The sequence below is a fragment of the Marisediminitalea aggregata genome (genome assembly GCF_900129565.1).
Classification (GTDB): Bacteria; Pseudomonadota; Gammaproteobacteria; order Enterobacterales; family Alteromonadaceae; genus Alteromonas; species Alteromonas aggregata.
In genome coordinates, this window is record NZ_FQWD01000004.1 from 302,764 (window position 1) to 325,009 (window position 22,246).

A 22,246-nucleotide genomic window follows, 5' to 3' on the forward strand; every position below is an offset into this window, starting at 1 on the left:
ATAATCCTGCGCCCATGGCTTGTCTGTGTACAACCAAGACAAACTCACGTTCGCTATCAAGTGCCCGGCCCCCCACCCCAGCCAATAAACGCATTGTCCCGTTCGATTCGCCAGGTGCCATATCCGTGTTGTTGCCAGTGTAATAGCGACTGCGCAATCCACTGCTGAACAAATTCTACTGAAAACGAGCCCGCCGCTGTGGCAAGCGGTAAGTGCCGACGAATAGACGCATCATTGAGCAAACGATAGACATCATCTGTGTCCTGGGCTGAAAATTTACGAAAGGTCAGGTTCATTGGTGCTCCATTGGCAATAACCCAATAGACCGGAGTAGTAGTGCATTCATTCCCAAGTAGCATACTTTTTCGGGTCGTACGTGACTATAGTATTTACAAGCCATTAACACGCCAGCACGGAAGCACACTATGAAAAAAACACTGATTGTGGTTTGTACTCTTTTCACCTTTGGGGCAACGGCAGGCACAGAGGACTCCGGCAACGAACTCAGCTATGAACACTTTGTTCACAGCGATAAACCCATCAAGTGTTTGTATGGCTATGCGGCCGAAAAAGTAGGTGATCACGATGCTGCCATTGCCATATTTGAAGACTGTATCGCACGATGGGAAAGTGTGTATGCCATGATCTGGCTGGCGCAAATTTACGATACCGGTATCGGCGTCCCGCAGAACCTGGAAAAAGCAGCCGCCTTGCTTAAACGCGGCGCGCATACCCAAGATGAGGCCGGCTATTCTTCTCTTGCTAAGTATCACTACGGCATTCTTTTGCTCGAAGGTCGTGGCGTTCCTGTCAATAAACAAGCCGGCATTGAGTGGCTACAACGCGCTGCTGACGAGGGTGTCGACGAAGCAAAAGACTACTTACAATCTATGCCTTAAACCTCAAACGCTATAAACCGCATTATTTTCGCTATAAAGCGGGTTTGTCGTTCGCGCTAATTTTTCTATACTGCCTGACGTTAAATACAAATAATAACGAGGGTGGAATCCACTTTGAAAACGCTAACGACAACATTTTTGCTCGGTCTGACTGCCAGTCTGACGCTCACCGCGTGTAGTCAGACTACGCCAGCAGACACGGCCCCCGCCTCCCCAACCCTGTCACTGGAACGTATTTATCAGGACAGAGAATTCAAAAGCGAGCGCGCGCCTTACTTCAGATGGCTCGATGACGGAACGGGCTACACCGTTCTGGAAGCACGAGATAAAGATAATACTGACACTGAGAACGGTGTTACCGGCAATGACATCGTATTTTATCAGCCCAATGGTGAAGGTAGAAAAGTACTGGTAACCGTAGAACAGTTAACGCCCGCTGGTAACCAGGAAGCGCTAAGTATTGAAGACTATAAATGGTCTGCTGACGGTAACTGGGCACTGATTTTCACCAACGGACAAAAAGTCTGGCGCCACCGTACCCGGGGCGATTACTGGGTGTTAAACCTAAAAACGAACAAACTGTACCAACTGGGTGGTGAACAGCCGCCTGCCACCAGTCTGATGTTCGCTAAATTCAGTCCCGACAGCCAGAAAGTAGCGTATGTCAGAGACAACAATATATATGTGGAAACGCTCGGTAATCCAGCGGTAACCGCGTTAACCACTGACGGTAGCGATACCATCATTAACGGCAACTTCGATTGGGTATACGAAGAAGAATTCAGCATTACTGACGGTTTCCGCTGGAGCCCGGACAGCCAGAACATTGCCTACTGGCAGTTGGACGCGTCTGGGGTGAAATACTTCACCATGATCAACAACACCGATTCACTGTACCCTACGCTCACACAATTCCCTTACCCAAAAGCCGGTGAGCAGAACTCGGCGGTAAAAGTGGGCGTTGTCACGTTAGCGACCCAACAAACCCAATGGGCTGAACTCCCCGGTGATAACCGCGATCGCTACGTGCCGCGCATTAGCTGGGCAGGCACTAGTGAAGCACTGCTGATTCAGGATGTAAACCGCCCGCAAAACACCAACACTCTGCGTTTATTTAACTGGAAAACGAATACGCTGAAGACCATTTACACCGACAAAGACGATGCCTTTTTAGAATGGTATTACGCTGCGGAGTGGGAAGAAGATGGCAGCCACTTTGTATGGCACAGCGAACGGGATGGCTGGCGTCACCTTTACCGTATTTCCCGCGACGGCAGCGACATTGTTGATCTCACACCGGGAGACTACGATATTGTCGATTTGATCACGCTGAACGAAGCCACTAACAGTTTTTACTTTACCGCAGCACCTGAGCATCCTGAGCAGCGCTTCCTGTTCAAAGGGTCATTGGATGGCAGTCAGCCTGTAGAGCGTGTGACACCCGCCTCATTTGCAGGGAACAATAGCTATTACATGTCAAAAGATGCCAGCTATGCCATGCATACACACAGCCGGTTTAATCAGCCGCCGGCCAGCCAAATCATCAGGACCGAGGGCCATGCAACAATTACCCAGCTCACCACTAACGATGCGTTAAACGCGCAACTGGCCAACGAAGTATTGCCTTCGCACGAATTCTTCTCAGTTGAAGCCCGCGATGGCGTAGAGCTTGATGGCTGGATCATGTTCCCTGCTGATATGGACCCCAACAAAAAATATCCGATCATCTTTTATGTTTACGGCGAGCCATGGGGCTCAACGGTACAGGACAGATGGGGCGGAAACAGTTATTTGTGGAACAGCATGATGACCCAAAAAGGCTTTATCATGGCGTCGGTAGATAACCGCGGTACTCGCGCTCCCAAAGGCCGTGACTGGCGTAAATCCATCTACAAAAAAATTGGGAGTGTAACCGTTCGCGACCAGGCCGATGCACTGGACGCAATGGCAGCACGCTGGTCGCAAATCGACACCAGCCGCGTCGGTGTGTGGGGACATTCAGGTGGCGGTAGCTCCACGTTGAATCTGTTGTTCAGACACGGTGATAAGTTCCACGTTGGCGTTGCCCAGGCACCGGTTGCTGACATTCGTTACTACGATACCATTTATCAGGAACGCTACTCCGGCAACCCGAATACCGATCCGGACAGCTATACGCAAACCTCGCCTGTCACCTTCGCCAAAGACTTGCAGGGCAACCTGTTACTGGTACACGGCACGGGCGACGACAACGTTCACTATCAGGGAACTGAAGCCCTGATCAACGAGTTAGTTGAGCACAACAAACAATTCGAATTTATGTCTTATCCGAATAGAAGCCACAGCATTCGCGAAGGCAAAGGCACCACCTTGCATTTGCAAACCATGAAAACGAATTACTTTATGGAACACCTTAAGCCATAAACCGGCTCCGAAACCCAAAAACAAAACAGGCCGCTTATAGCGGCCTGTTTTTTTACCTGGGCTTATTGTTCTACGCTTGCTCTTCACGCAGGAAGACCAACTCGGTTTCCGTGCTCTGTTCTTCACTGAAATAATAACCGGCAGTGTCGAATGCCTTTAAGCCTGCAACGTCTTCCACTTTGTTCTGCAGAATGTAACGAGCCATCAGACCACGTGCTTTCTTAGCAAAAAAGCTGATAATTTTGTACTGGCCGTTTTTCTTGTCTTTAAATACCGGGGTAATAATCATGCCGTCCACTTGCTTGGGCTTAACCGATTTAAAATATTCGTTGGAAGCAAGGTTCACCAACACGTTGTCACCTTGCGCAGCCAGTGCTTTATTTATTTCGGTAGTGACTGTGTCACCCCAGTACTCATACAAATTTTTACCGCGGGAATTAGCCAGCTTGGTGCCCATTTCCAGACGATAGGCCTGCATCAGATCCAATGGACGCAATACACCATAAAGGCCTGACAAAATGCGTAAATGTTGTTGCGCATAGGCGATATCATCTTCTGACAGAGATTGTGCATCCAGCCCCGTATACACATCACCATTAAAGGCAAACAGCGCCTGACGGGCGTTGTCGGGGGTGAAAGGTGTACTGAATTCAGCAAAACGGTTGGCATTCAGGGTCGCCAGTTTGTCGCTGATTTTCATCAGTGACGACAAATCGGCCGGCGTCAGCGCCTTACACTCTTGCGCCAGCGTGTCCGCATCACCCAGCAACGACGGCTGGGTATACTCAGATACCGGTACCTGAGTGTCAAAATCGAGATTTTTCGCAGGGGATACTACAACTAACATGATAACTCCTTAGATTTGCTGCAAAGTATATCACTGTTGTGGCGATTTTTGGGGCGGTAAAACCGATTGAACGGTTCAACTTTTCCGGTTAACGAAAACCGTACGGCGATTGTTAAAAATTGACATATCTGACCGCCGCCAAAGAGGTTAAACAATCCCTCAGATTGTTATACACTAATCGGCAAACACACCATTATAAGTCAACGATGACGCCCTACAGTAGGCTATTACAGGCGTTAGCACTGTAAAGTTGATTACTGCATTATCACATTCAGGATTAAGAACATCATGAGCAATCAGTTAGCATCACTTCGTAAAATTACTACCGTTGTTGCCGACACGGGCGACATTGAAGCCATTAAAAAATACCAGCCAGTCGACGCAACGACTAACCCGTCACTACTGCTTAAAGCTGCAGGTATGCCGCAGTACGCCAGTCTGATTGATGACGCAGTGGCATGGGCCGCAGAACAGTCAAGCGATCCGGCACAGCAACTAACCGACGCAGCAGACAAGCTGGCCGTGTCGATTGGTAAAGAAATCTCTGCCACTATCCCGGGCCGCATCTCTACTGAAGTCGACGCGCGTTTGTCCTTCGACACCGAAGCCACCATTGCCAAAGCTGAGCGTTTGGTTCAGTTGTACGCTGACGCTGGCATCGACAAGTCGCGCATCCTTATCAAGATCGCGTCGACCTGGGAAGGGATCAAAGCTGCAGAAGTACTGGAAAAGCAAGGCGTGAACTGTAACCTGACACTGCTATTCAGCTTTGCCCAGGCCCGTGCCTGCGCCGAAGCCGGCGTGTTCCTGATTTCACCGTTTGTTGGCCGTATTCTTGACTGGTACAAGAAGAGCACTGGCAAAGACAGCTACGAAGCCAGCGAAGATCCAGGCGTGGTCTCAGTAACCAATATCTATAACTTCTACAAAGCCAACGGCTATAACACCATTGTCATGGGCGCGAGCTTCCGTAACACCGGTGAAATTCTGGAACTGGCAGGCTGTGACCGTCTGACAATCAGCCCTAACCTGCTGGAAGAACTGGCAAACACCGACGGAGAAGTAGAAGCCAAACTGGTAGATAATGGTGCCACTGAAGCGCCAGGCGAACGTCTGGATGAGTCAGGTTTCCGCTGGGAAATGAACGAAGATGCCATGGCAACAGAAAAGCTGGCAGAAGGTATTCGCAACTTTGCCGCTGATCAGGACAAGCTGGAAACAATGTTGAAAGACAAGCTTGCTAATTTGTAATACAATATTAACATTGTTTCACACTTTATCGATTCAAAGGAACAGAGTATGACAACCCTTACTCAATCAGCCCCATGGCAAACACTATCGAGCCTGGCTGAGTCAGTAAAAAGCGCGCACATGCGTGACTGGTTTGCCGACGATGCACAACGTGCAGAACGTCTGCAGGCCAGCGCTTGTGGCATCTTTCTAGACTATTCGAAAAACCGTGTTACCGATGACGTACTGACTGCGTTATTTGATTTGGCTGACGCACAAGGCGTCGACGCGCAGAAAGCCGCCATGTTTAACGGTGAGATCATCAATACCACTGAAGGTCGCGCCGTACTGCATACCGCACTGCGTAATTTCTCAGGTAATCCGGTTATGGTTGACGGCAAAGACGTCATGCCAGAAGTCCTGGCTACACTGGATAAAATCCAGGCGTTTACGCACAGCATTCATTCTGGTGAGCACAAAGGTTACACAGGTAAAGCCATTAAACATATTGTGGCAATCGGTATTGGCGGCTCGTTCCTGGGCCCGAAGATCATGACCGAAGCACTGAAGCCGTATCGCACTGATGCCGTTAAGGTGCACTTTGTTGCAAACGTGGATGGCTGCCACATTCACGATGTGCTGAGTGAGCGTGACCACGAAGACACTCTGATTGTCATGTCTTCCAAGTCATTCTCTACTCAGGAAACACTGCAAAACACGCTGACTGCAAAAGCCTGGTTCCTGAAACAAGGCGGTACGCAGGAAGACATTGCCAAGCACTTCGTTGCGGTTTCATCCAACGTAAAAGCTGCCACTGAGTTTGGTATTGCCGAAGAAAACATCTTCCCTATGTGGGACTGGGTAGGCGGCCGTTATTCATTGTGGTCTGCTATCGGATTACCTATTTCTCTGGCGCTGGGCTTTGATAATTTCAAAGGCCTGCTCGAAGGTGCATATGCTATGGACGAGCACTTCAAAACCGCGCCCAAAGAGCAGAATCTGCCAGTCTTACTGGCCGTTTTAGGTGTATGGTATCGCAACTTTTTCGATGCCCAGTCTCAGGTATTGCTGCCTTACTATCACTACCTGCGCGGCTTACCTGCCTATGTGCAGCAGTTGGACATGGAAAGCAACGGTAAGTTGGTAACACAAGCCGGCGAAGCCATTGACTATGAAACAGGCCCTATTATCTGGGGTAGTGAAGGCACCAATGGTCAGCACAGTTTCCACCAGCTAATCCACCAGGGCCATGGCGTAATTCCGGTAGACTTCCTGATGCCATTGAATGTGCCTAACCAGGACGATACCCACCACGCCATGCTGGCATCTAACTGCTTTGGTCAGGCGCAGGCACTGATGCAGGGTAAAACCTTTGAAGACTGCTATGCAGACCTCAATGGCAAAGGCCTGGATGATGCCGAACAGACGCGTCTTGCCCAGCACAAAACCATGCCGGGTAATAAGCCAAGCAACACGATTTTGTTCGAAAAACTGGATCCGTTCACACTTGGCGCGTTGGTTGCAATGTATGAACATAAGGTGTTCGTACAAGGTGTTATCTGGCAGCTTAATTCCTTCGACCAATGGGGTGTGGAATTAGGAAAAGTTCTGGGAAATCAAGTGTTAGCAGGTATCCAGGGGGATGCAGACAGCGCAGACTTTGATAGCTCTACCCAGCAACTGATCAATCGCTTCAAACAGGCCAATGCACCAAAATAAACATTACTGGTCCAACTTGTACCAATAATGTGCAATTCATCCGGTTACCAGCCTTCACTTACGGGTAACCGGATACACTGAACACCACGGAATTGTCATCACAGCGTCATAAATTGTTAATTAAAAGTAAACAAAAGTATTTTAATTTAGCGATAGCTGTGGTACAAAAATTGTCAGGGGTCAAAAAAGACACACTGACAGTGTAGTTAGCGGTAATAACAAGGAGATCTCCGTGGATACTTCAGATCTATTTGCAATGCTTGATATAGACAGTTCTACTAAAACCAAAAGTAAAAAACGTAAGTGGAGAGAAATAGAAGCAATTAAAGACAGGTATCAGCTTGAGAAAGAATTGGCCGATATCGATATGAGTTTCGACCTTGCCTTAGAGGACAGCGCTCGCTAAATACCAGACAGCCACACGGTGAAAACCCTGTGGCTGTTTTGCTTTTAGTGCTTGGTTAACGTAATACCAACCCGCATAGAATATTACCCTATCAGCGAGACTGACAGGTTTTATGGCGAGGCTTATTTGCGCAGGTTTAGTGGTTCTAAATCAAGCAAATGTAACGAAGACAGAAAGCCTGTCAGCCTCGCCCGAAGGGAGTGGTCAAATCGACTTAGCTCTGTGTTGCGGTTACTAGACGTAGAGTGACTATGCCTCAGTAACCGCGTCGTGATCTAAGTCGATTTGACTCACTCTGCTAGGGCAATATTCTATGCGGATTGGTATTAAACTTGCCAGTTTACGGGCGTTTTGCCTTGTTGACTAAGCAGTGTGTTGGTTTGACTGAAATGGCGACATCCCAGAAACCCCCGATGCGCAGACAGCGGAGACGGGTGTGGTGCATTCAATACGTAATGTTTTTGCGTGTCGATGTTCTGACCTTTTTTCTGGGCATGGCTTCCCCAAAGCAAAAAGACAACACCGTGTTGGGTATCGTTGACCGATTTAATCACAGCGTCGGTAAACGTCTCCCAGCCCCATTTCGCATGACTGTGCGCTTTGCCCTGCTCTACTGTCAGTACGGTATTGAGTAACAGTACGCCCTGCTCTGCCCACGCGGTTAAGTTACCGTGTTCAGGAACATGAAAACCCTCAATGTCCTGCGCTAACTCTTTGTATATGTTCACCAGGGAAGGCGGCGTCTTCACACCGGACTGAACAGAAAAACACAAACCGTGTGCCTGTCCAGGACCGTGATAAGGATCCTGACCAAGAATGACGACCTTCACATTATCTAAAGGCGTCAGTGTAAATGCGTTAAATACTTCAGAAGCTGGCGGATAAATGGCTTTACCCGCCGCACGTTCAGCATCAATACGGGCCATTAGTTGCTGAAAGAAATCAGCACGTTTTACCGGCCCGAGTACCTCTTGCCACGCTGGCATTATTCGCCTTTTAACAACGCAAACATGTGCGCTTTCAACGCCTCATAGTCCGCAGGCAGTTCAGCTTCTAAACTTTCTTTGTTAGCGCAATCGGCAAGCGGTTGAGGCAGGCTTAGCGGCGTGCCCAGTACATTTTCAACCGTTTCACGGAATTTTGCAGGGTGTGCTGTACCCAGGAAAACACCGATTTCACCCGGCTCCAGGTCGTGGCTCACTGCACGGTAAGCAATTGCTGCGTGCGGTTCGCTGGTATAGCCTTCTTTAAGCAACTGACGCATAGCTAACTGCGTGTACTCTTCGTCTACCGACTCACCGCGAATCACGCTTTTATCCAGATACCCGCGTTCAATCAGTGCTTCGATACGCGGCCAGTTGTTTGGCTGACTCACATCCATGGCGTTCGACATGGTCGCTACGGTTGCATTAGGTGCCCACTCACCGGTTTTCAGGTAACGCGGCACAGTGTCGTTCAGGTTAGTCGCAGCAATAAAGCGCTTAATAGGCAGACCCATGGTCTTGGCAATCATACCTGCAGTCAGGTTACCAAAATTCCCGCTGGGCACTGAAAATACGACCTGGTCGCGTTTTTCAGCCGGTAACTGTGCAACTGCCTCAAAGTAATAACACACCTGTGCCAACAGGCGACTGATGTTAATTGAGTTTGCAGAGTTCAGGTGCAAACCTTCACGCACATCCGGATCGTCAAACGACTGCTTGACCAGCGCCTGACACGCATCAAAATCACTTTCAATGGCCACAGTATGAATATTGTCGCCAAGGGTGGTGAACAGCTTTTGCTGTAGTGGACTGATTTTGCCTTTCGGGAACAAAATCACTACGTTGATATTGTCCAGACCGTGGAAAGCATGTGCTACTGCAGCACCTGTGTCACCCGATGTGGCCGTTAATATTGTGATAGGGTTGCCGTCACTGATACGCGACAAGCACTGTGCCATAAAGCGGCCACCAAAATCTTTAAACGCCAGCGTTGGGCCGTGGAACAATTCCAGGCTGTAGACATTGTCAGTTACCTGAGCAACCGGGGCAGGGAAAGTAAACGCCGTGTTCACAATCTCAGCGACCATGTCCTCGCCCAGCTCGCTACCGATAAGTGACGACAGGATCTTAATTGAACGTTCTGCAAACGGCAGAGCCAGTAAGCCATCGATATCGTCTAACGCAGGAATTTCTGTTGGGAAAAACAATCCTTGATTGCGACCCAGACCCTGCTTTACTGCTTGCGCAAATGACACCTGTTCACTTGCGTCTTTCAAATTTACCAATTGCACTGTAACTCTACCTTACTCTTGTTCCTGCTGAGAACCTGCACCCTGTGCAGGAATACGACACACGTGGCTAAAGCCATCTTCGTTCTGAATGTAATGTTCACTCAACCAGTTCGAAATATCATTGGCTTTGCGATAATCATCGCACACGGCAAATACCGTTGGGCCCGAACCAGAAATACCAAACGCCAGTGCGCCATTGCCCATACTATACGCGCGGGCTTCGTCAAATACCGGCAGCAGTGATTTGCGATAAGGCTCGGCAATCACATCCTGCATAACACTGGCAGCCAGCGCATAATCATCGTTGTATAACGCGTGTACGAAAATGCCCAGTTGACGCCCAAAGGTCAGGGTATCTGCCATAGGGACATCTTTAGGCAGAATATTACGCGCTGCAGATGTCGATACGCTGATACCAGAATAGCACACTACCCAATACCAGCTTTTCACTACCGGTAATGAGACAGTTACCTGGTCCTGCTGACCCGTCATTAACGTCATGCCTCCCAGATAACAAGGCGCAACGTTATCGTAGTGAATACTGCCGCTGATTTGCCCTTCCAGCTCACCCATCATGGTCAGCAATGTGGTTTTGTCGAATGGACGACCAAAGTGCTCATTGAGACCGTGAAACGCAGCCACAATTGAGCTGGCACTGGAGCCCAGGCCACTGCCGATAGGCAGACTTTTCAATAGCGTCATATGAATGGGAGTGACTTCCAAGCCTTTGGCCTGCATGGCTTTTTCAAAATAGCGATAGCAGTCTGTGACGATGTTTTCGTCTGGATTGGCCGGCAGTTTATGGGCAAATACACCCGCTACCGACAATCCGAATTCATCCGCATCACTAACAATAACTTCATCGCCTAACAGACTCCCGTCCAGGGGTTGCAAGGCCGCGCCCAATACGTCGAATCCGAGGCTGACATTGCCTATGGATGCCGGGGCGTACGCTCTGGTTGTTTTCATGTTTGCTGCTCTCAAAACCGATTAATGTGCATTCTGCTTCCACGGCATCGTGCGAAGAATATCGGCAAATACCCCTGCGGCTGTTACGGTCGCACCTGCGCCATAACCCCGAATAACATAAGGGATAGGATTATAATAATCACTGTGAATCGCCAGGGCGTTTTCACCGTCTTTTACTGCTGCCAAGGGGTGAGAAACCGGTACCGCCTTGATCATAACTTTACATTTGTTCCCTTCAATGGAACCGATGTATCTGAGTACTTTACCTTCTGCTTTCGCGTTGGCAACCCGCTCTGAAAATTCAGCATCCAGTTGCGGTAACTGTTCCATGAACGTAGCGATATCGCAATCTTCGGCAAAGCCTTTGGGTAACACCGACTCAATTTCAATGTCGTCGAGCTCTAGTTCCAGGTCCGCTTCACGGGCCATAATCAACAGTTTGCGCGCCACGTCCATACCGCTCAGATCATCACGAGGGTCAGGTTCGGTAAAGCCATTTTCTTTGGCAGTACCTGTTGCTTCAGACAGGCTCATGCCTTCTTCAAGCTTACCGAATACATAAGACAAACTGCCCGACAAAATACCTTCAAAGCGGTGCAGAACGTCCCCGGCAATAAACAGTTTTTGCAGGTTATCGATAACCGGTAGGCCAGCACCAACAGTGGTTTCGTACAAGTACTGACGGTTAGTTTGTAGCGCGGTGTTGCGCAACTTTTTGTAGTAGGCCAACGTGTCGGTATTGGCTTTTTTGTTTGGCGTTACCACGTGGAAACCATTTTCCATCATATCCACATACTGGCTGGCAATGCTTGCGTTGCTGGTACAGTCAACAATGACCGGATTAACCAGCGCATTGCTATTCACGAAATCGTGCAGACGTTCTACAGAGAACTGGTCCTGTGCATCCGCTAGTTCAGCTTTCCAGTCACCGACTAGGTCGATACCCTGACTATTCAGCAATAACTTGCGGCTATTCGCGATACCGTAAACACGTGCCTGAATATTGCGACCCAATAACGTAGGTTGCTGCTTTTCAATCTGCGCCAGCAATTCAGCACCGACGACACCGCAACCAATCAGGAAAATATCGATAGTGTGGCGGTCTGAGAAGAAGTTCTGGTGAATCACTTTTACCGCTTTCTTAGCGCGCTTGGCTTCAATAACGGTAGAAATGGAACGCTCTGATGAGCCCTGCGCAATGGCGATGTTGTTTACCCGAGCTTGAGACAAGGCGTTAAAGAAGCGTGCAGCCAATCCTTTGGTATGACGCATGCCGTCACCCACCAGGGTCACAATAGCCAGGTCGTGGCGCACTTCGATAGGGTCCAGCAACTGGTTCTGTAACTCCAGCGCAAAAGCGTCTTCCAGCAAGGTTTGTGCACGCTGGGCATCTTTGCTGCTAATACAAAAACTGATTGAATATTCTGAGCTGGACTGCGTGATCAGGCTGATAGAGATATGTGCGTTAGACATGACCTCAAACACACGGCTGGCCATACCCACCATGCCTTTCATACCCGGACCTGCAACATTGAACATAGCAATATTGTCGAGCTGTGAGATGCCTTTTACGCTGGTCCACTGGGTACTGGCTTCATTACTAATTAAAGTACCCGGCGCGCTGGGGTTGAGGGTATTTTTGATCAAGCAAGGGATATGATGCTGAGCAATCGGGCCGATGGTTTTAGGGTGCAGTACTTTGGCGCCAAAATAAGACAGCTCCATGGCTTCCTGATAAGTCAGCTTATCGAGCAATACCGCACCTTCAACCTGGTTCGGATCGGCATTGTACACACCGTCAACGTCTGTCCAGATCTCGCAGCACTCCGCGTCGATACAGGCCGCCAGTACTGCAGCAGAATAGTCTGAGCCGTTGCGGCCTAAAGTGACTTTTTCGCCCGCTTCATTTGCTGCTACAAAACCCGGCATGATGATCAATTGACTACCATCGGTATTCACGTCGCTAAAGCGCGCTTTGCTCAACGCGACATCGGCGATGCTGTCCAGGTAATCCCCTTCAGCCAGTACATATTTTACCGGGTCAATAACAATATTGTTCACGCCCTGCGCTGTCAGGATTGCGCTGAACAAGTTAACGCTGATGTATTCGCCCAGGCTCATGATGCTCGCTGTTACCGGATCCGGCGAGCAGCCCAATAACGCGATACCTTGCAGTTGTTTGTTTAACGCGCTTAAGTGTGTCGCGATAAAGTCGCTTATACGTGCGAATTCGAAACCATCAAGTTGCGCATTCAGTTCTTCAGCAATGCCATTTACTTTCTTATCGAGTTCCGCAAACAGCGCGCTGTAATCTTCACCTGCTGCCGCCTGGTCGCACAAAGCACCAAGCGCATTGGTTACACCTTTGGGAGCAGACAAGACCACAGCAGCACCACTTGCCTGGTGAATGGTCGTGCTAATCTCGGTCACCCGCATGTAACGCTGTGCATCGGCCAGAGATGAACCACCAAACTTTAAGACTTTCATTGAATGCTCCTTGACTGCATTGTGTTGTGGGCTAATTTGGCCCTTTCGTTACCGCAAAAAAAAACCCGCTCTTTTCAGGGCGGGCTTTCGTTGTCTGTTTGCTTACGCGCACTAGCCAGCGACCGCCCTCCTAGAGGTGGTAATAATCATGCCGGTGGTGCTAATCATCGTCTTCATGCGTTCAATTTGCCGTATAGACGTCTATATGTCAACAGGCTTTGCGCATTTTTCAGACCGTTCCGTTGCCATTATGGCCGGAATCTTCATATTTGGGCGCGTATAATAGCACGTAAACGCCTTGTTCGGCTAGGGATCCACAGAGTAAATAGCAAAAAGGGGCGTCACTGAAGTTTCGCCCCTCTATTTTGCTCATTGCGGCATGACTTACGAGCCGAACATCACCATAAGCACCATGAGCACAAAACCCACACCGGCTATTTTAAGCCCGTTTTTATAAGGCAGTGCTCTTGGCATAAACATCAGGAAAGACGAGACAACGAAGAACAATAACGCCACACCAAACGCAATATTCACAATAAACAGCGGACTGTTCGTAGTGGCTTTGTGCAGCTTCACCATTTTGGCCAGTGGTGCCGGGTAATCCTTTTGCGTATAGACCACCTCACCGCTTTGCTTGTTGTATTCGCCCTGACGGAATCGAATGGTGTCTGCAGTCTCTTCTACAACCGCAAAGCCTTTCATACGCAGTTGCTCACCTAAACCTTTACCACTTAGCCCAACTTCCAACTGACGTTCGTGCGTGCTTTCATACTTTAAAAAGTCCGTTGTTCTGAAAATCAGTAACACACCGCTGATCGCATACACGGCCATGATGCCCGCTAGGAAAAAACCAATCCAGCGATGGTATTGTCGAAAACTATTGTGAAACTTTGGTGAAGGCATGTTTTTCCTCATGAGTAAATAAAGTTAATTCGGCTAGTTTGCCGAAAAAATGATTTTGATTACAGTGAATTAACGTTTCTTGACTTTTGGTGGGGCTCTTCAAACCTGTGTGTTAGTGGAATTTGCGTTCGGACACCAACAACAAGGTATCGCGAATATTTTCCACGGATACCGGCTTGGTTAAAAATGCGTTCATCCCGACGTTAAAGCAGGCTTGCCTGTTCTCATTGGTGGTATTTGCTGTCATGGCAATAATGGTGAGGGATTTGTGGTCATACCCCAGTTCACGGCGAATTTTTCGCGTGGCCTGGAATCCATCCATCACATCCATTTCGCAGTCCATAAAGACCACGTTGTAATCCCTGTTTTGCTTTAACGTCTTGATTGCTTCCAGCCCATTTACCGCATAGTCTGCGGTCAGGCTCAGCTCAGACAGCATGGCTTCCATGACGATGCGGTTTATTTCATTGTCTTCTACCACCAGCACTTTCATACCTTGAAGTTGCGCGACGACTGACGGCGAAGCGACGCGTCTGGCAGTGATATTCGCCTGCTCGGAATAGGGAAACTTCAATGAAACAGTAAATTCAGAGCCGGCTCCCGGATGACTATGTACGCTTATGTCACCATGCATGGCCTGGCACAATTCTTTGACTATCGACAAACCTAACCCCGTACCGGCGTTCGCCTGATTGTCGAATTGTTGAAACGGCTTAAAGATACGCGCGGTCTGCTCCCGGGTCATCCCCTTCCCGGAATCGGCCACACGAGCTACTAATTCCAGCAACGCGCCGGTTTGTATTGTGGTGATAGTAAATTTAATGTGCCCGCCAAAAGTAAACCGCAATGCGTTATTCAGGATATTCGTGAATATTTGCTTTACCCGGACCTCATCGGCTTCAACCCAATCTTGTTGGCAATAATGGGTTTCAAACTCCAGTTGTATACCTTGCTTTTCACAAAGCGGTAAATACAACGCCTGCAGGTCGTTAAACACTCTTGCCAATGACAACGGCGCAGGCGAAATCAGCAATTCACCACTGTCTATTTTTGAGTAGTCCAACACGTCATTGATAAGACGTACAAGGGTCTCCGAGCTTTGCATTGCAATCGCTATTTTGGTTTCCAGAATGTCTTTGTCCAGACCGGAGTGAATGGTTTGCAACATGCCAGAAATCCCATTGATGGGCGTGCGCAATTCATGGCTGATTTTAGCAATTAATTGACTGCGTGCCTGCAACAGGTTCTCGGCTTCCTGCTTTTTCACTGCAAGCAGGTTTCGATTTGCGACCTGGGCATCAATATCCTGAAACGCTCCGAACAAGCGAACGCATTCGCCATCTTTGAATTCTGCCTCGCCTAATGCTGCAACCCATTTTTCTTTGCCGGTATAAGTAATCAGGCGGACTTCCAGGCTCCAGGACTCACCTTTCTCAAAACCGCGCTCAACCGCATCAACAATTTGCTGACGGTCTTCCCCTTCTTTGTAAAAGTCGATGGCGGTTTCCAAATTGGGCTCAAAGTCGTCGGGCACTTCATGAATAAAGCGCGTCTGATCGCTCCAGTACACTTTGCCGGATTGCACATCAACTTCCCAAAAACCAATGTTCGCAAGGCGCTGCATGGCTTGTAAAGAATTTAGCCGCCGCCGTTTCCATACCAGGCTTTCGTCTCTGGCCAACGCCGTTTCAATGACCGCGGCAATGGTTTTGATTAAATCAAGCTCAGCATCGCTAAAAGCAGATGCCTGTTGTTGGGTGAATAAAAAGAACAGGGTCCGGGGTAATTTGCCCTGACTTAAAATCGGCGCCCCCAAATAAGTGTGAATGGCAAACAAATTCACAAATGGGTGTTCTGACACATCAGACGTACTGCAGTCTTCGTAGTACGTTAGCTCACCGCTTTCAATGGCCTTATTACAAAGTACGTCTTTTACAGGCAGGGTAATACCTGCCTCAAAAGACAGCTGAGATGATTGATTGATGCTATGCAGTCGATACAGTGAATGGTCAACGTCGTCGATGCCGCCATAGCCTACAGCGTCGGCACCAAACGATCCGCGGCAAATCTCGAGTAAGCGATCTATCATAACCGGCGTACTTAGATTTTGATCCGACGATATATCTAAAATCGTCTTGTAAATAAGAGGGTTACCGCGTTCTAACTGCATAGGAATAACCGGTTTTCTGACTAACTGGTTTATTTTTAGTGTCGGGTATCATACCACTTGTGGCTCATTAGCCAAGAGCGAAAAAAAATCGTTCTCATTTATTGGTTTGCTAAAGTAATAGCCCTGTCCCTCTTCACAGTTAATTTGCTTCAGTGTCTCCCATTGCTCAGCAGTTTCGATGCCTTCACCCACCAGTTTCAAACCCAGACTATGAGCCAGATGCACAATCACATCGACAATGTTTTTTGCTTGCTCGTCTGCCAGCATGTCTTTCACAAAAGAACGATCGATTTTAAGGATATCGAGTGGAAACATCCTCAGATAGCTCAAACTCGAGTAACCGGTACCAAAATCATCCAATGCAATTGAAATTCCCAACGACGATAACTGCGTTAAAATATCCCGGGTTTCTTCGAAGTCGGTCATTAACGCAGACTCGGTCACCTCCAGCTCCAACAAATGACTGGGTAAGGCCGCTTCGTTTAGCATGTCCTCAAGCTGGTTGCAGATATCACTTTCGTGAAATTGCTGAGCCGAAATATTCACAGCAATCTTGAGCGGGTGCCCCTGACGTTCCAGTTTTTTAGCGGTTTGAATACTTTGTTGTAACACCTGACGGCCAAGTTCGTGAATTAAACCTGACTCCTCGGCAAACCCAATAAATTTGTCGGGCGGGATCATGCTTCCATCTTCTCCGGCCAGTCTGACCAACGCTTCCGCACCGGTGATCGTTCCCGACACCAAATTGTATTTTGGTTGATACTGCACAATGAGGCTTTCATTTTCCAACGCAGTGCGAAGCGACTTTTCAATACTTACCCGTTCGTTAAGCTCCAACTGCAAGTTGGTAGAAAAGTAACAATAACGGTTCTTTCCGGTGGTTTTCGCTCTGTACATGGCGGTATCGGCATGGCGCATTAACTCCTCAGCGTTTGACGAGTCGGTTGGGTAAAAGCTTATTCCCACACTGACACTGAGTTTGTGTTCTTCACCTGAGATTGAAAACGGTTCCTGAATGGCTTCAATGATATCCATCGCCACTATATCCGTCACGTTGTGCGAATTGATTTCCGGAATCATAACCACGAATTCATCACCACCGACCCTCGCAAGTGTCGTTTCGGTGTCGCACAGATGTTCCAGCCGTTGCGCCACTTGTGTAATCACAATATCACCCACTGAATGCCCCAGCGCGTCATTGAGATACTTAAAGTTATCGATATCAATCAACAATAAGGCGACAGACTTCCGGCTTATTTGTGCACGAGAAATGCTCTGCAACACGCGGTCATGCAACAACATGCGGTTCGGCAGGCCGGTGAGCTGGTCGTGATTTGCTAAGTGGGTCATTTGCGTCGCAAGCGCAATAGACTCGGTCACATCCTGGAACACAATCACGCAACCGACCAGATTTTGTTGCTTATCGCGGATTGGCGCAGCAGAGTCCTCTACCCGGTATTCACGCCCTAAACGATTGGTAATTTTAGCGTTCAGCGCCATGGCGACGACACGCTTTTCCTTCAAAGCAATTTCAACCGGGTTAGGCAATGGCTGATTCGTTGTAGCATCGGATATCACCATAACCTCGCCAATTGGCAAGCCAATAGCAGAGTCTTTGTGCCATCCCGTCAGCCGCTGAGCAACCGGGTTAATGAAGGTGATTTTCCCTTCTTCATCTGTCGCAATGACCGCATCCGCAATAGAGTTTAAGATGACTTTCAGATACTGGCGCTCTTCTTCAATTTGTCGCCGCGCACTAATCACCGCGCGTTCCTGAAGCTTTAACTGCAGATGATTGTTAACACGCGCCCGGCAAAGCGTTAAGTCAAAGGGCTTGGTAATGAAATCGATTCCCCCCATTTCAAGGGCTTTTCGCTCAGTCTCGTAGTCATGATGAGAGGTAATGAAAATCACAGACGGCACTTTCGTATAGGCCTGTTCTTTAATGCGCTTGCACACATCAAAACCGTTGATGTCAGGTAATTCAATATCCAGTAACACGATATCCGGTTGAGATATCGCGGCTAATGCGAGCCCTTCCTGCCCGTTCTCTGCGGTTGATACCTGGGCTAAGTCCTCAAGACCACTGGCGAGGACTGCCAGTGCCCCTGGGTCATCGTCGATGACCAGAATTTTTAATGTCCCTTCCATTGCAGGCTCCTCCGTTTACTACTTCATTGCAAGGTTCGATATATTCGCCGTCCAGCCTGACCGGGTTCGTAAGCAACCCTATTGCGAATCAGCGTCGCTTTAATAAATGAAAAAACAACACTTTTTCACATTACTGCCTATACTTACCCACTGAAATCAGCAGAAAACATAGCAATTTGTCGCAGCTTTGAAAAAGCGGCTGGATGTAAATCGTTCCCTCATAGATAATGATTAGCATTCAATCTGGTTTTAGTATAGGTGATTGGTCGTATTTCACTAACTTTTGATGAACTGTAAAGCGAGCCAACTTTGAGCAACATAAAATACACCTACATACTGCTAGTCGGATTATTTGGCCTGTTATTGGGCGTGTCACTGATTCATGAAAGCTATATAGAGAAAGAAGCCTTCAACGAAATTGCAAAACAGCACCAGGTCAATTTACACGAAATTAAAATCGACTTTTCGAATCGTATTAATGAAAGTATCAATGCCATTCACTTTTTATACTCCACGCCGCCGATTAGCGGTTTGGTGAGAGCATCTGAAGACCCGGAAGGTATCGACCGTCTTGACGACACCTCTTTTGATGGCTGGCGGTCGCGACTAGAAACCATTTTCACAGCTTTTCTTGAAAACAACGCCCAATACTCACAGGCCAGGGTGATTTATGCAGACTCTGGGGACGAATTCATCCGGGTGGAACGCTTTCGTGGTGATGTTCGCGTTGCCACGCCTAATTTGTACCAGAACAAGAAACACACTGATTATTTTATTGAAGCGACGCAGTTAAAGCGGCAACAGCTTTATATTTCACCGATTAGCTTAAACCGTGAATTTGGTGAAATTACTGTACCCTATCAGCCGACAATTCGTTTTATCCTGCCCATTTTCACCGATCAGGGTAAACTTTTTGCTTTTCTGGTCATCAATAAGAACCTCGCCAATCTGTTCGAATCAGCCAGAGAATTTATTCCGGCAGGCCAACAGTTGGCTTACAGTGATGAGGCCGGATACTTTCTGGAACACTTTGATCCTGTACTGTATTTTACAAAAGATTTGTCACCTGATAAGACCTTTACCAGTGAATATACAACAACGACGTTGATACCCAATCTACTAAGTAAAGTAACCCCGTTATCTGGCACAATGCCAGCTAGCTATGTGTCCAGCAGCGCAATGATGGTGCCTTCAGGACATCGTCCTTACCAACTAACCGTGTCGATATTCAGTGACAGTGCGTTTATTGATAAGTTCTTGTGGGATCGCCGGGTCTCTTTTTATACCGCCATTGCAATTGTGCTATTACTTTTCTCAATGGCTTTGTCATTAATTAACCGTGCATCGAATCGCAATCGCAAACTCGCCGAAGCCAGGGCTGAAGCGCAAGCCGTGGTGACCGCTGCGATCGATGTCATCATTACCCTGGACAATCAGGGTGCGGTTACCTCGTGCAACTTCGCTGCCGAGCGTATGCTAGGGGTGAACAAGCAACAATTGTTGGGTGAAAAGCTCGCCCCGTACTTTAACCCGCACTCCAACACGCCCATTGAAACCATAATATCCAATACTGAAACTGAATCAGATCTTACATGGAACAAAGGCGCAGAAGAGTGCCATTATCACTGCACAAAAAGCGTGATTAAATTGTCAAAAAAAGTCTCTGCATTGGCGCTGATTTTTCGGGATTCGACTCAGGATATGCAAGCTAAACAGGAAGCTGCCAACATAAACCAGGTGCTGGAAACCAAAATTGCTAAACGCACCCAGGAGTTGGAATCTGCACGCAATGAAGCGGTAGAAAACAGCAAGGTTAAAAGTCAGTTTATTTCCAATATCAGCCATGAAATGCGAACACCCTTGAATGGAATTTTGGGTGCTCTGGCCATGTTAAAACGACAGCGCTTGCTACCGGAAACTGAAAAATTCATCAATATGGCTGAGGTCAGTGCGTTTAACCTCAACGTCCTCATCAACGACATTTTGGACCTGTCGAAAATTGAAGCAGGTAAACTGGATTTAGAGAGCAAACTGTTTAACCCAACGGTATTGATAAACGATCAGGTCACCACCCACGCCGTAAAAGCCATCGAAAAAGGGCTGGAATTTTATCTCGATACCTCAGCGCTTAACTTTCGCACGTTTCGCAGCGACCCACATCGACTCGCACAGGTGTTAAACAACATTATCAGCAATGCCATAAAATTTACCGAGCGTGGGGCGGTTATTGTAAAAGCCCGTACCGATGCCCTCGACTCTACCGGTACGCTTACCATCACCATCAGTGATACCGGCATTGGCATCGCCAAAGAGAAAATACCGAAGTTATTTAATGCGTTCCAACAAGCCGACAATAATATTGCGTCCAGATACGGTGGTACCGGCCTTGGCCTGCTAATTTGTAAGCAACTCGTCAACATGATGGGCGGTCAAATTTCACTCGACTCCGAGCTTCACAAAGGCACCGATGTCACCATTACCCTGCCAACCAATGAATGGGAACCTTATGCCGAAAGTGAAATTAAGCGACTTACCGATAAAACCGTGGGCGTTTACACTCACAGTGAAAACGCGGCTCGAATTATTACTAATATAGTGAAAAGCCTGGACGGTAAGCCGTTTATATTGGAAAGCAGCCATCTTGAAGCGCCGCTTCCCGATCTCCCTGACAATTTGATCGTAGATGTATCACTTTCTGAAGCGACGAAACTGGTGACCTGGTTGTCATCGCAGGCGAACAAACCCAAGTTATTCGTGCTAAAAGCCTTTACGCAGAACTTTTATTTAGACTATGAGCCACTGGAGTATCTGAATAAACCCCTGTTACGCACCGAGTTTTTAGCGAAATTTATTAATCAGCGCGGGCAAACTTCCGAGTTTGTTTCAGACTTTTATCACCGACGTCAAACTGATGTAGATGCACAGCACCTTTACGACGCAAGCACGCTGAAAGGCAAAGTACTGTTGATTGTCGATGACAACGACATCAACCTGGAAGTAGCAGCCAGTCTGCTATCGGAACTACCTGTTACCATTTACTGCGCGAACTCCGGAGAAGATGCTATCACCCGTTTGATTAACCTTGAATCAGAGGGCACGCCAGCCGATGCTATTCTGATGGATTGCAATATGCCGGGTATCGATGGTTATGAAGCCACCCAGCTTATCCGACAGGGAAAAGCCGGGGAGCATACAGCGGCAATCCCGATCATCGCGATGACAGCCAATGCCCTGCAAGGCGAAAGAGAGAAATGCTTGCGCATTGGCATGGACGATTTTATTACCAAGCCACTGGAACCCAATGAGTTTATAACCAAGTCGGTAGCATGGCTACAAACCGAGGAAGTGGTGATATCAACGCCAGAAGAGGCGCAAACCAGCCCCCAAAAAGAAGAAGCCACTGCGGCTTCAGGCAATACACAGCAAGAATCAGAACCAAGCTTACCGATTTGGGACAAAGGTGCAGCATTGGGAAGATTAATGAACAACGAGGCATTACTGAACAAGCTTGTTGATATCTTTCTTTCAGGAGCTGAGCCCATCTTTGCAGAGCTGTCAGCAGCGGTACACAATGGCGACTACGAAACAGTGCGTCAGCGCAGTCACAAGCTAAAAGGACAAACCGGAGAAATTGGTGCTCAGCAACTCTACGACACCATGAGTAAACTCGAACAAAGTGCTAAAAACCAGGAGCCAGACATAAACACACGGTTCAATGTCGCCAAAACCCAATTTGAGGCCCTGTTAGACGAGCTAAAACAAGCCACAGAAGCCTGATTCAGGAGTT

15 protein-coding genes are annotated in these 22,246 nt (G+C 48.1%); 6 read left to right on the forward strand and 9 right to left on the reverse strand.

Going from position 1 to position 22,246, the window contains the following annotated elements; genetic code table 11:
• Positions 1 to 56 precede the first annotated feature (56 nt).
• Positions 57 to 296, reverse strand: coding sequence for a GNAT family N-acetyltransferase (locus BUB81_RS12890; RefSeq protein ID WP_073323394.1), 240 nt, complete (start codon positions 294 to 296; stop codon positions 57 to 59).
• Between the two features lie 129 nt (positions 297 to 425).
• On the opposite strand from BUB81_RS12890, the gene BUB81_RS12895 reads away from it, so the two are divergent.
• On the forward strand, positions 426 to 899 hold the full coding sequence (locus tag BUB81_RS12895; protein WP_073323396.1) for a tetratricopeptide repeat protein: 474 nt from the start codon (positions 426 to 428) through the stop codon (positions 897 to 899).
• A 114-nt stretch (positions 900 to 1,013) separates the two neighbouring features.
• Positions 1,014 to 3,302: a S9 family peptidase gene (locus BUB81_RS12900; protein WP_084526524.1), complete on the forward strand. Its 2,289-nt coding sequence runs from the start codon at positions 1,014 to 1,016 to the stop codon at positions 3,300 to 3,302.
• Between the two features lie 70 nt (positions 3,303 to 3,372).
• On the opposite strand, the gene yaaA is transcribed toward BUB81_RS12900, so the two are convergent.
• Positions 3,373 to 4,149, reverse strand: a complete 777-nt coding sequence (gene yaaA, locus BUB81_RS12905; RefSeq protein WP_073323398.1) for a peroxide stress protein YaaA — start codon at positions 4,147 to 4,149, stop codon at positions 3,373 to 3,375.
• Between the two features lie 288 nt (positions 4,150 to 4,437).
• On the opposite strand from yaaA, the gene tal reads away from it, so the two are divergent.
• The 3 genes from tal to BUB81_RS12920 all read left to right on the forward strand — a co-directional run bounded on the left by tal (position 4,438) and on the right by BUB81_RS12920 (position 7,504).
• Positions 4,438 to 5,400, forward strand: a complete 963-nt coding sequence (gene tal, locus BUB81_RS12910) for a transaldolase (RefSeq protein WP_073323400.1) — start codon at positions 4,438 to 4,440, stop codon at positions 5,398 to 5,400.
• A gap of 48 nt (positions 5,401 to 5,448) precedes the next feature.
• Positions 5,449 to 7,098: a glucose-6-phosphate isomerase gene (gene pgi, locus BUB81_RS12915; RefSeq protein WP_073323403.1), complete on the forward strand. Its 1,650-nt coding sequence runs from the start codon at positions 5,449 to 5,451 to the stop codon at positions 7,096 to 7,098.
• Positions 7,099 to 7,330: 232 nt separating this feature from the next.
• Entirely contained in the window at positions 7,331 to 7,504 is a 174-nt protein-coding gene (locus tag BUB81_RS12920) for a DUF3545 family protein (protein WP_073323405.1), read from the forward strand.
• A gap of 326 nt (positions 7,505 to 7,830) precedes the next feature.
• Here the strand turns inward: BUB81_RS12920 and ung are convergent, their stop codons facing one another.
• From ung to BUB81_RS12955, 7 genes are all read right to left on the reverse strand, one after another.
• Complete coding sequence (ung, locus tag BUB81_RS12925) at positions 7,831 to 8,490, reverse strand: uracil-DNA glycosylase (protein ID WP_073323407.1); 660 nt, start codon at positions 8,488 to 8,490, stop codon at positions 7,831 to 7,833.
• Complete coding sequence (gene thrC / locus BUB81_RS12930; protein ID WP_073323409.1) at positions 8,490 to 9,779, reverse strand: threonine synthase; 1,290 nt, start codon at positions 9,777 to 9,779, stop codon at positions 8,490 to 8,492. The genes ung and thrC overlap by 1 nt, the downstream gene beginning before the upstream one ends.
• A gap of 12 nt (positions 9,780 to 9,791) precedes the next feature.
• Entirely contained in the window at positions 9,792 to 10,748 is a 957-nt protein-coding gene (gene thrB, locus BUB81_RS12935) for a homoserine kinase (protein WP_073323411.1), read from the reverse strand.
• A gap of 21 nt (positions 10,749 to 10,769) precedes the next feature.
• Entirely contained in the window at positions 10,770 to 13,235 is a 2,466-nt protein-coding gene (gene thrA, locus BUB81_RS12940; RefSeq protein ID WP_073323413.1) for a bifunctional aspartate kinase/homoserine dehydrogenase I, read from the reverse strand.
• A gap of 384 nt (positions 13,236 to 13,619) precedes the next feature.
• Complete coding sequence (locus BUB81_RS12945) at positions 13,620 to 14,138, reverse strand: PepSY domain-containing protein (RefSeq protein ID WP_073323415.1); 519 nt, start codon at positions 14,136 to 14,138, stop codon at positions 13,620 to 13,622.
• 112 nt (positions 14,139 to 14,250) lie between these two features.
• Entirely contained in the window at positions 14,251 to 16,308 is a 2,058-nt protein-coding gene (locus BUB81_RS12950; protein WP_073323417.1) for a hybrid sensor histidine kinase/response regulator, read from the reverse strand.
• Positions 16,309 to 16,356: 48 nt separating this feature from the next.
• On the reverse strand, positions 16,357 to 18,459 hold the full coding sequence (locus BUB81_RS12955; protein WP_073323419.1) for a two-component system response regulator: 2,103 nt from the start codon (positions 18,457 to 18,459) through the stop codon (positions 16,357 to 16,359).
• Between the two features lie 309 nt (positions 18,460 to 18,768).
• Between BUB81_RS12955 and BUB81_RS12960 the strand changes: the two genes are divergently transcribed.
• Entirely contained in the window at positions 18,769 to 22,236 is a 3,468-nt protein-coding gene (locus BUB81_RS12960) for an ATP-binding protein (protein ID WP_073323421.1), read from the forward strand.
• Positions 22,237 to 22,246 lie beyond the last annotated feature (10 nt).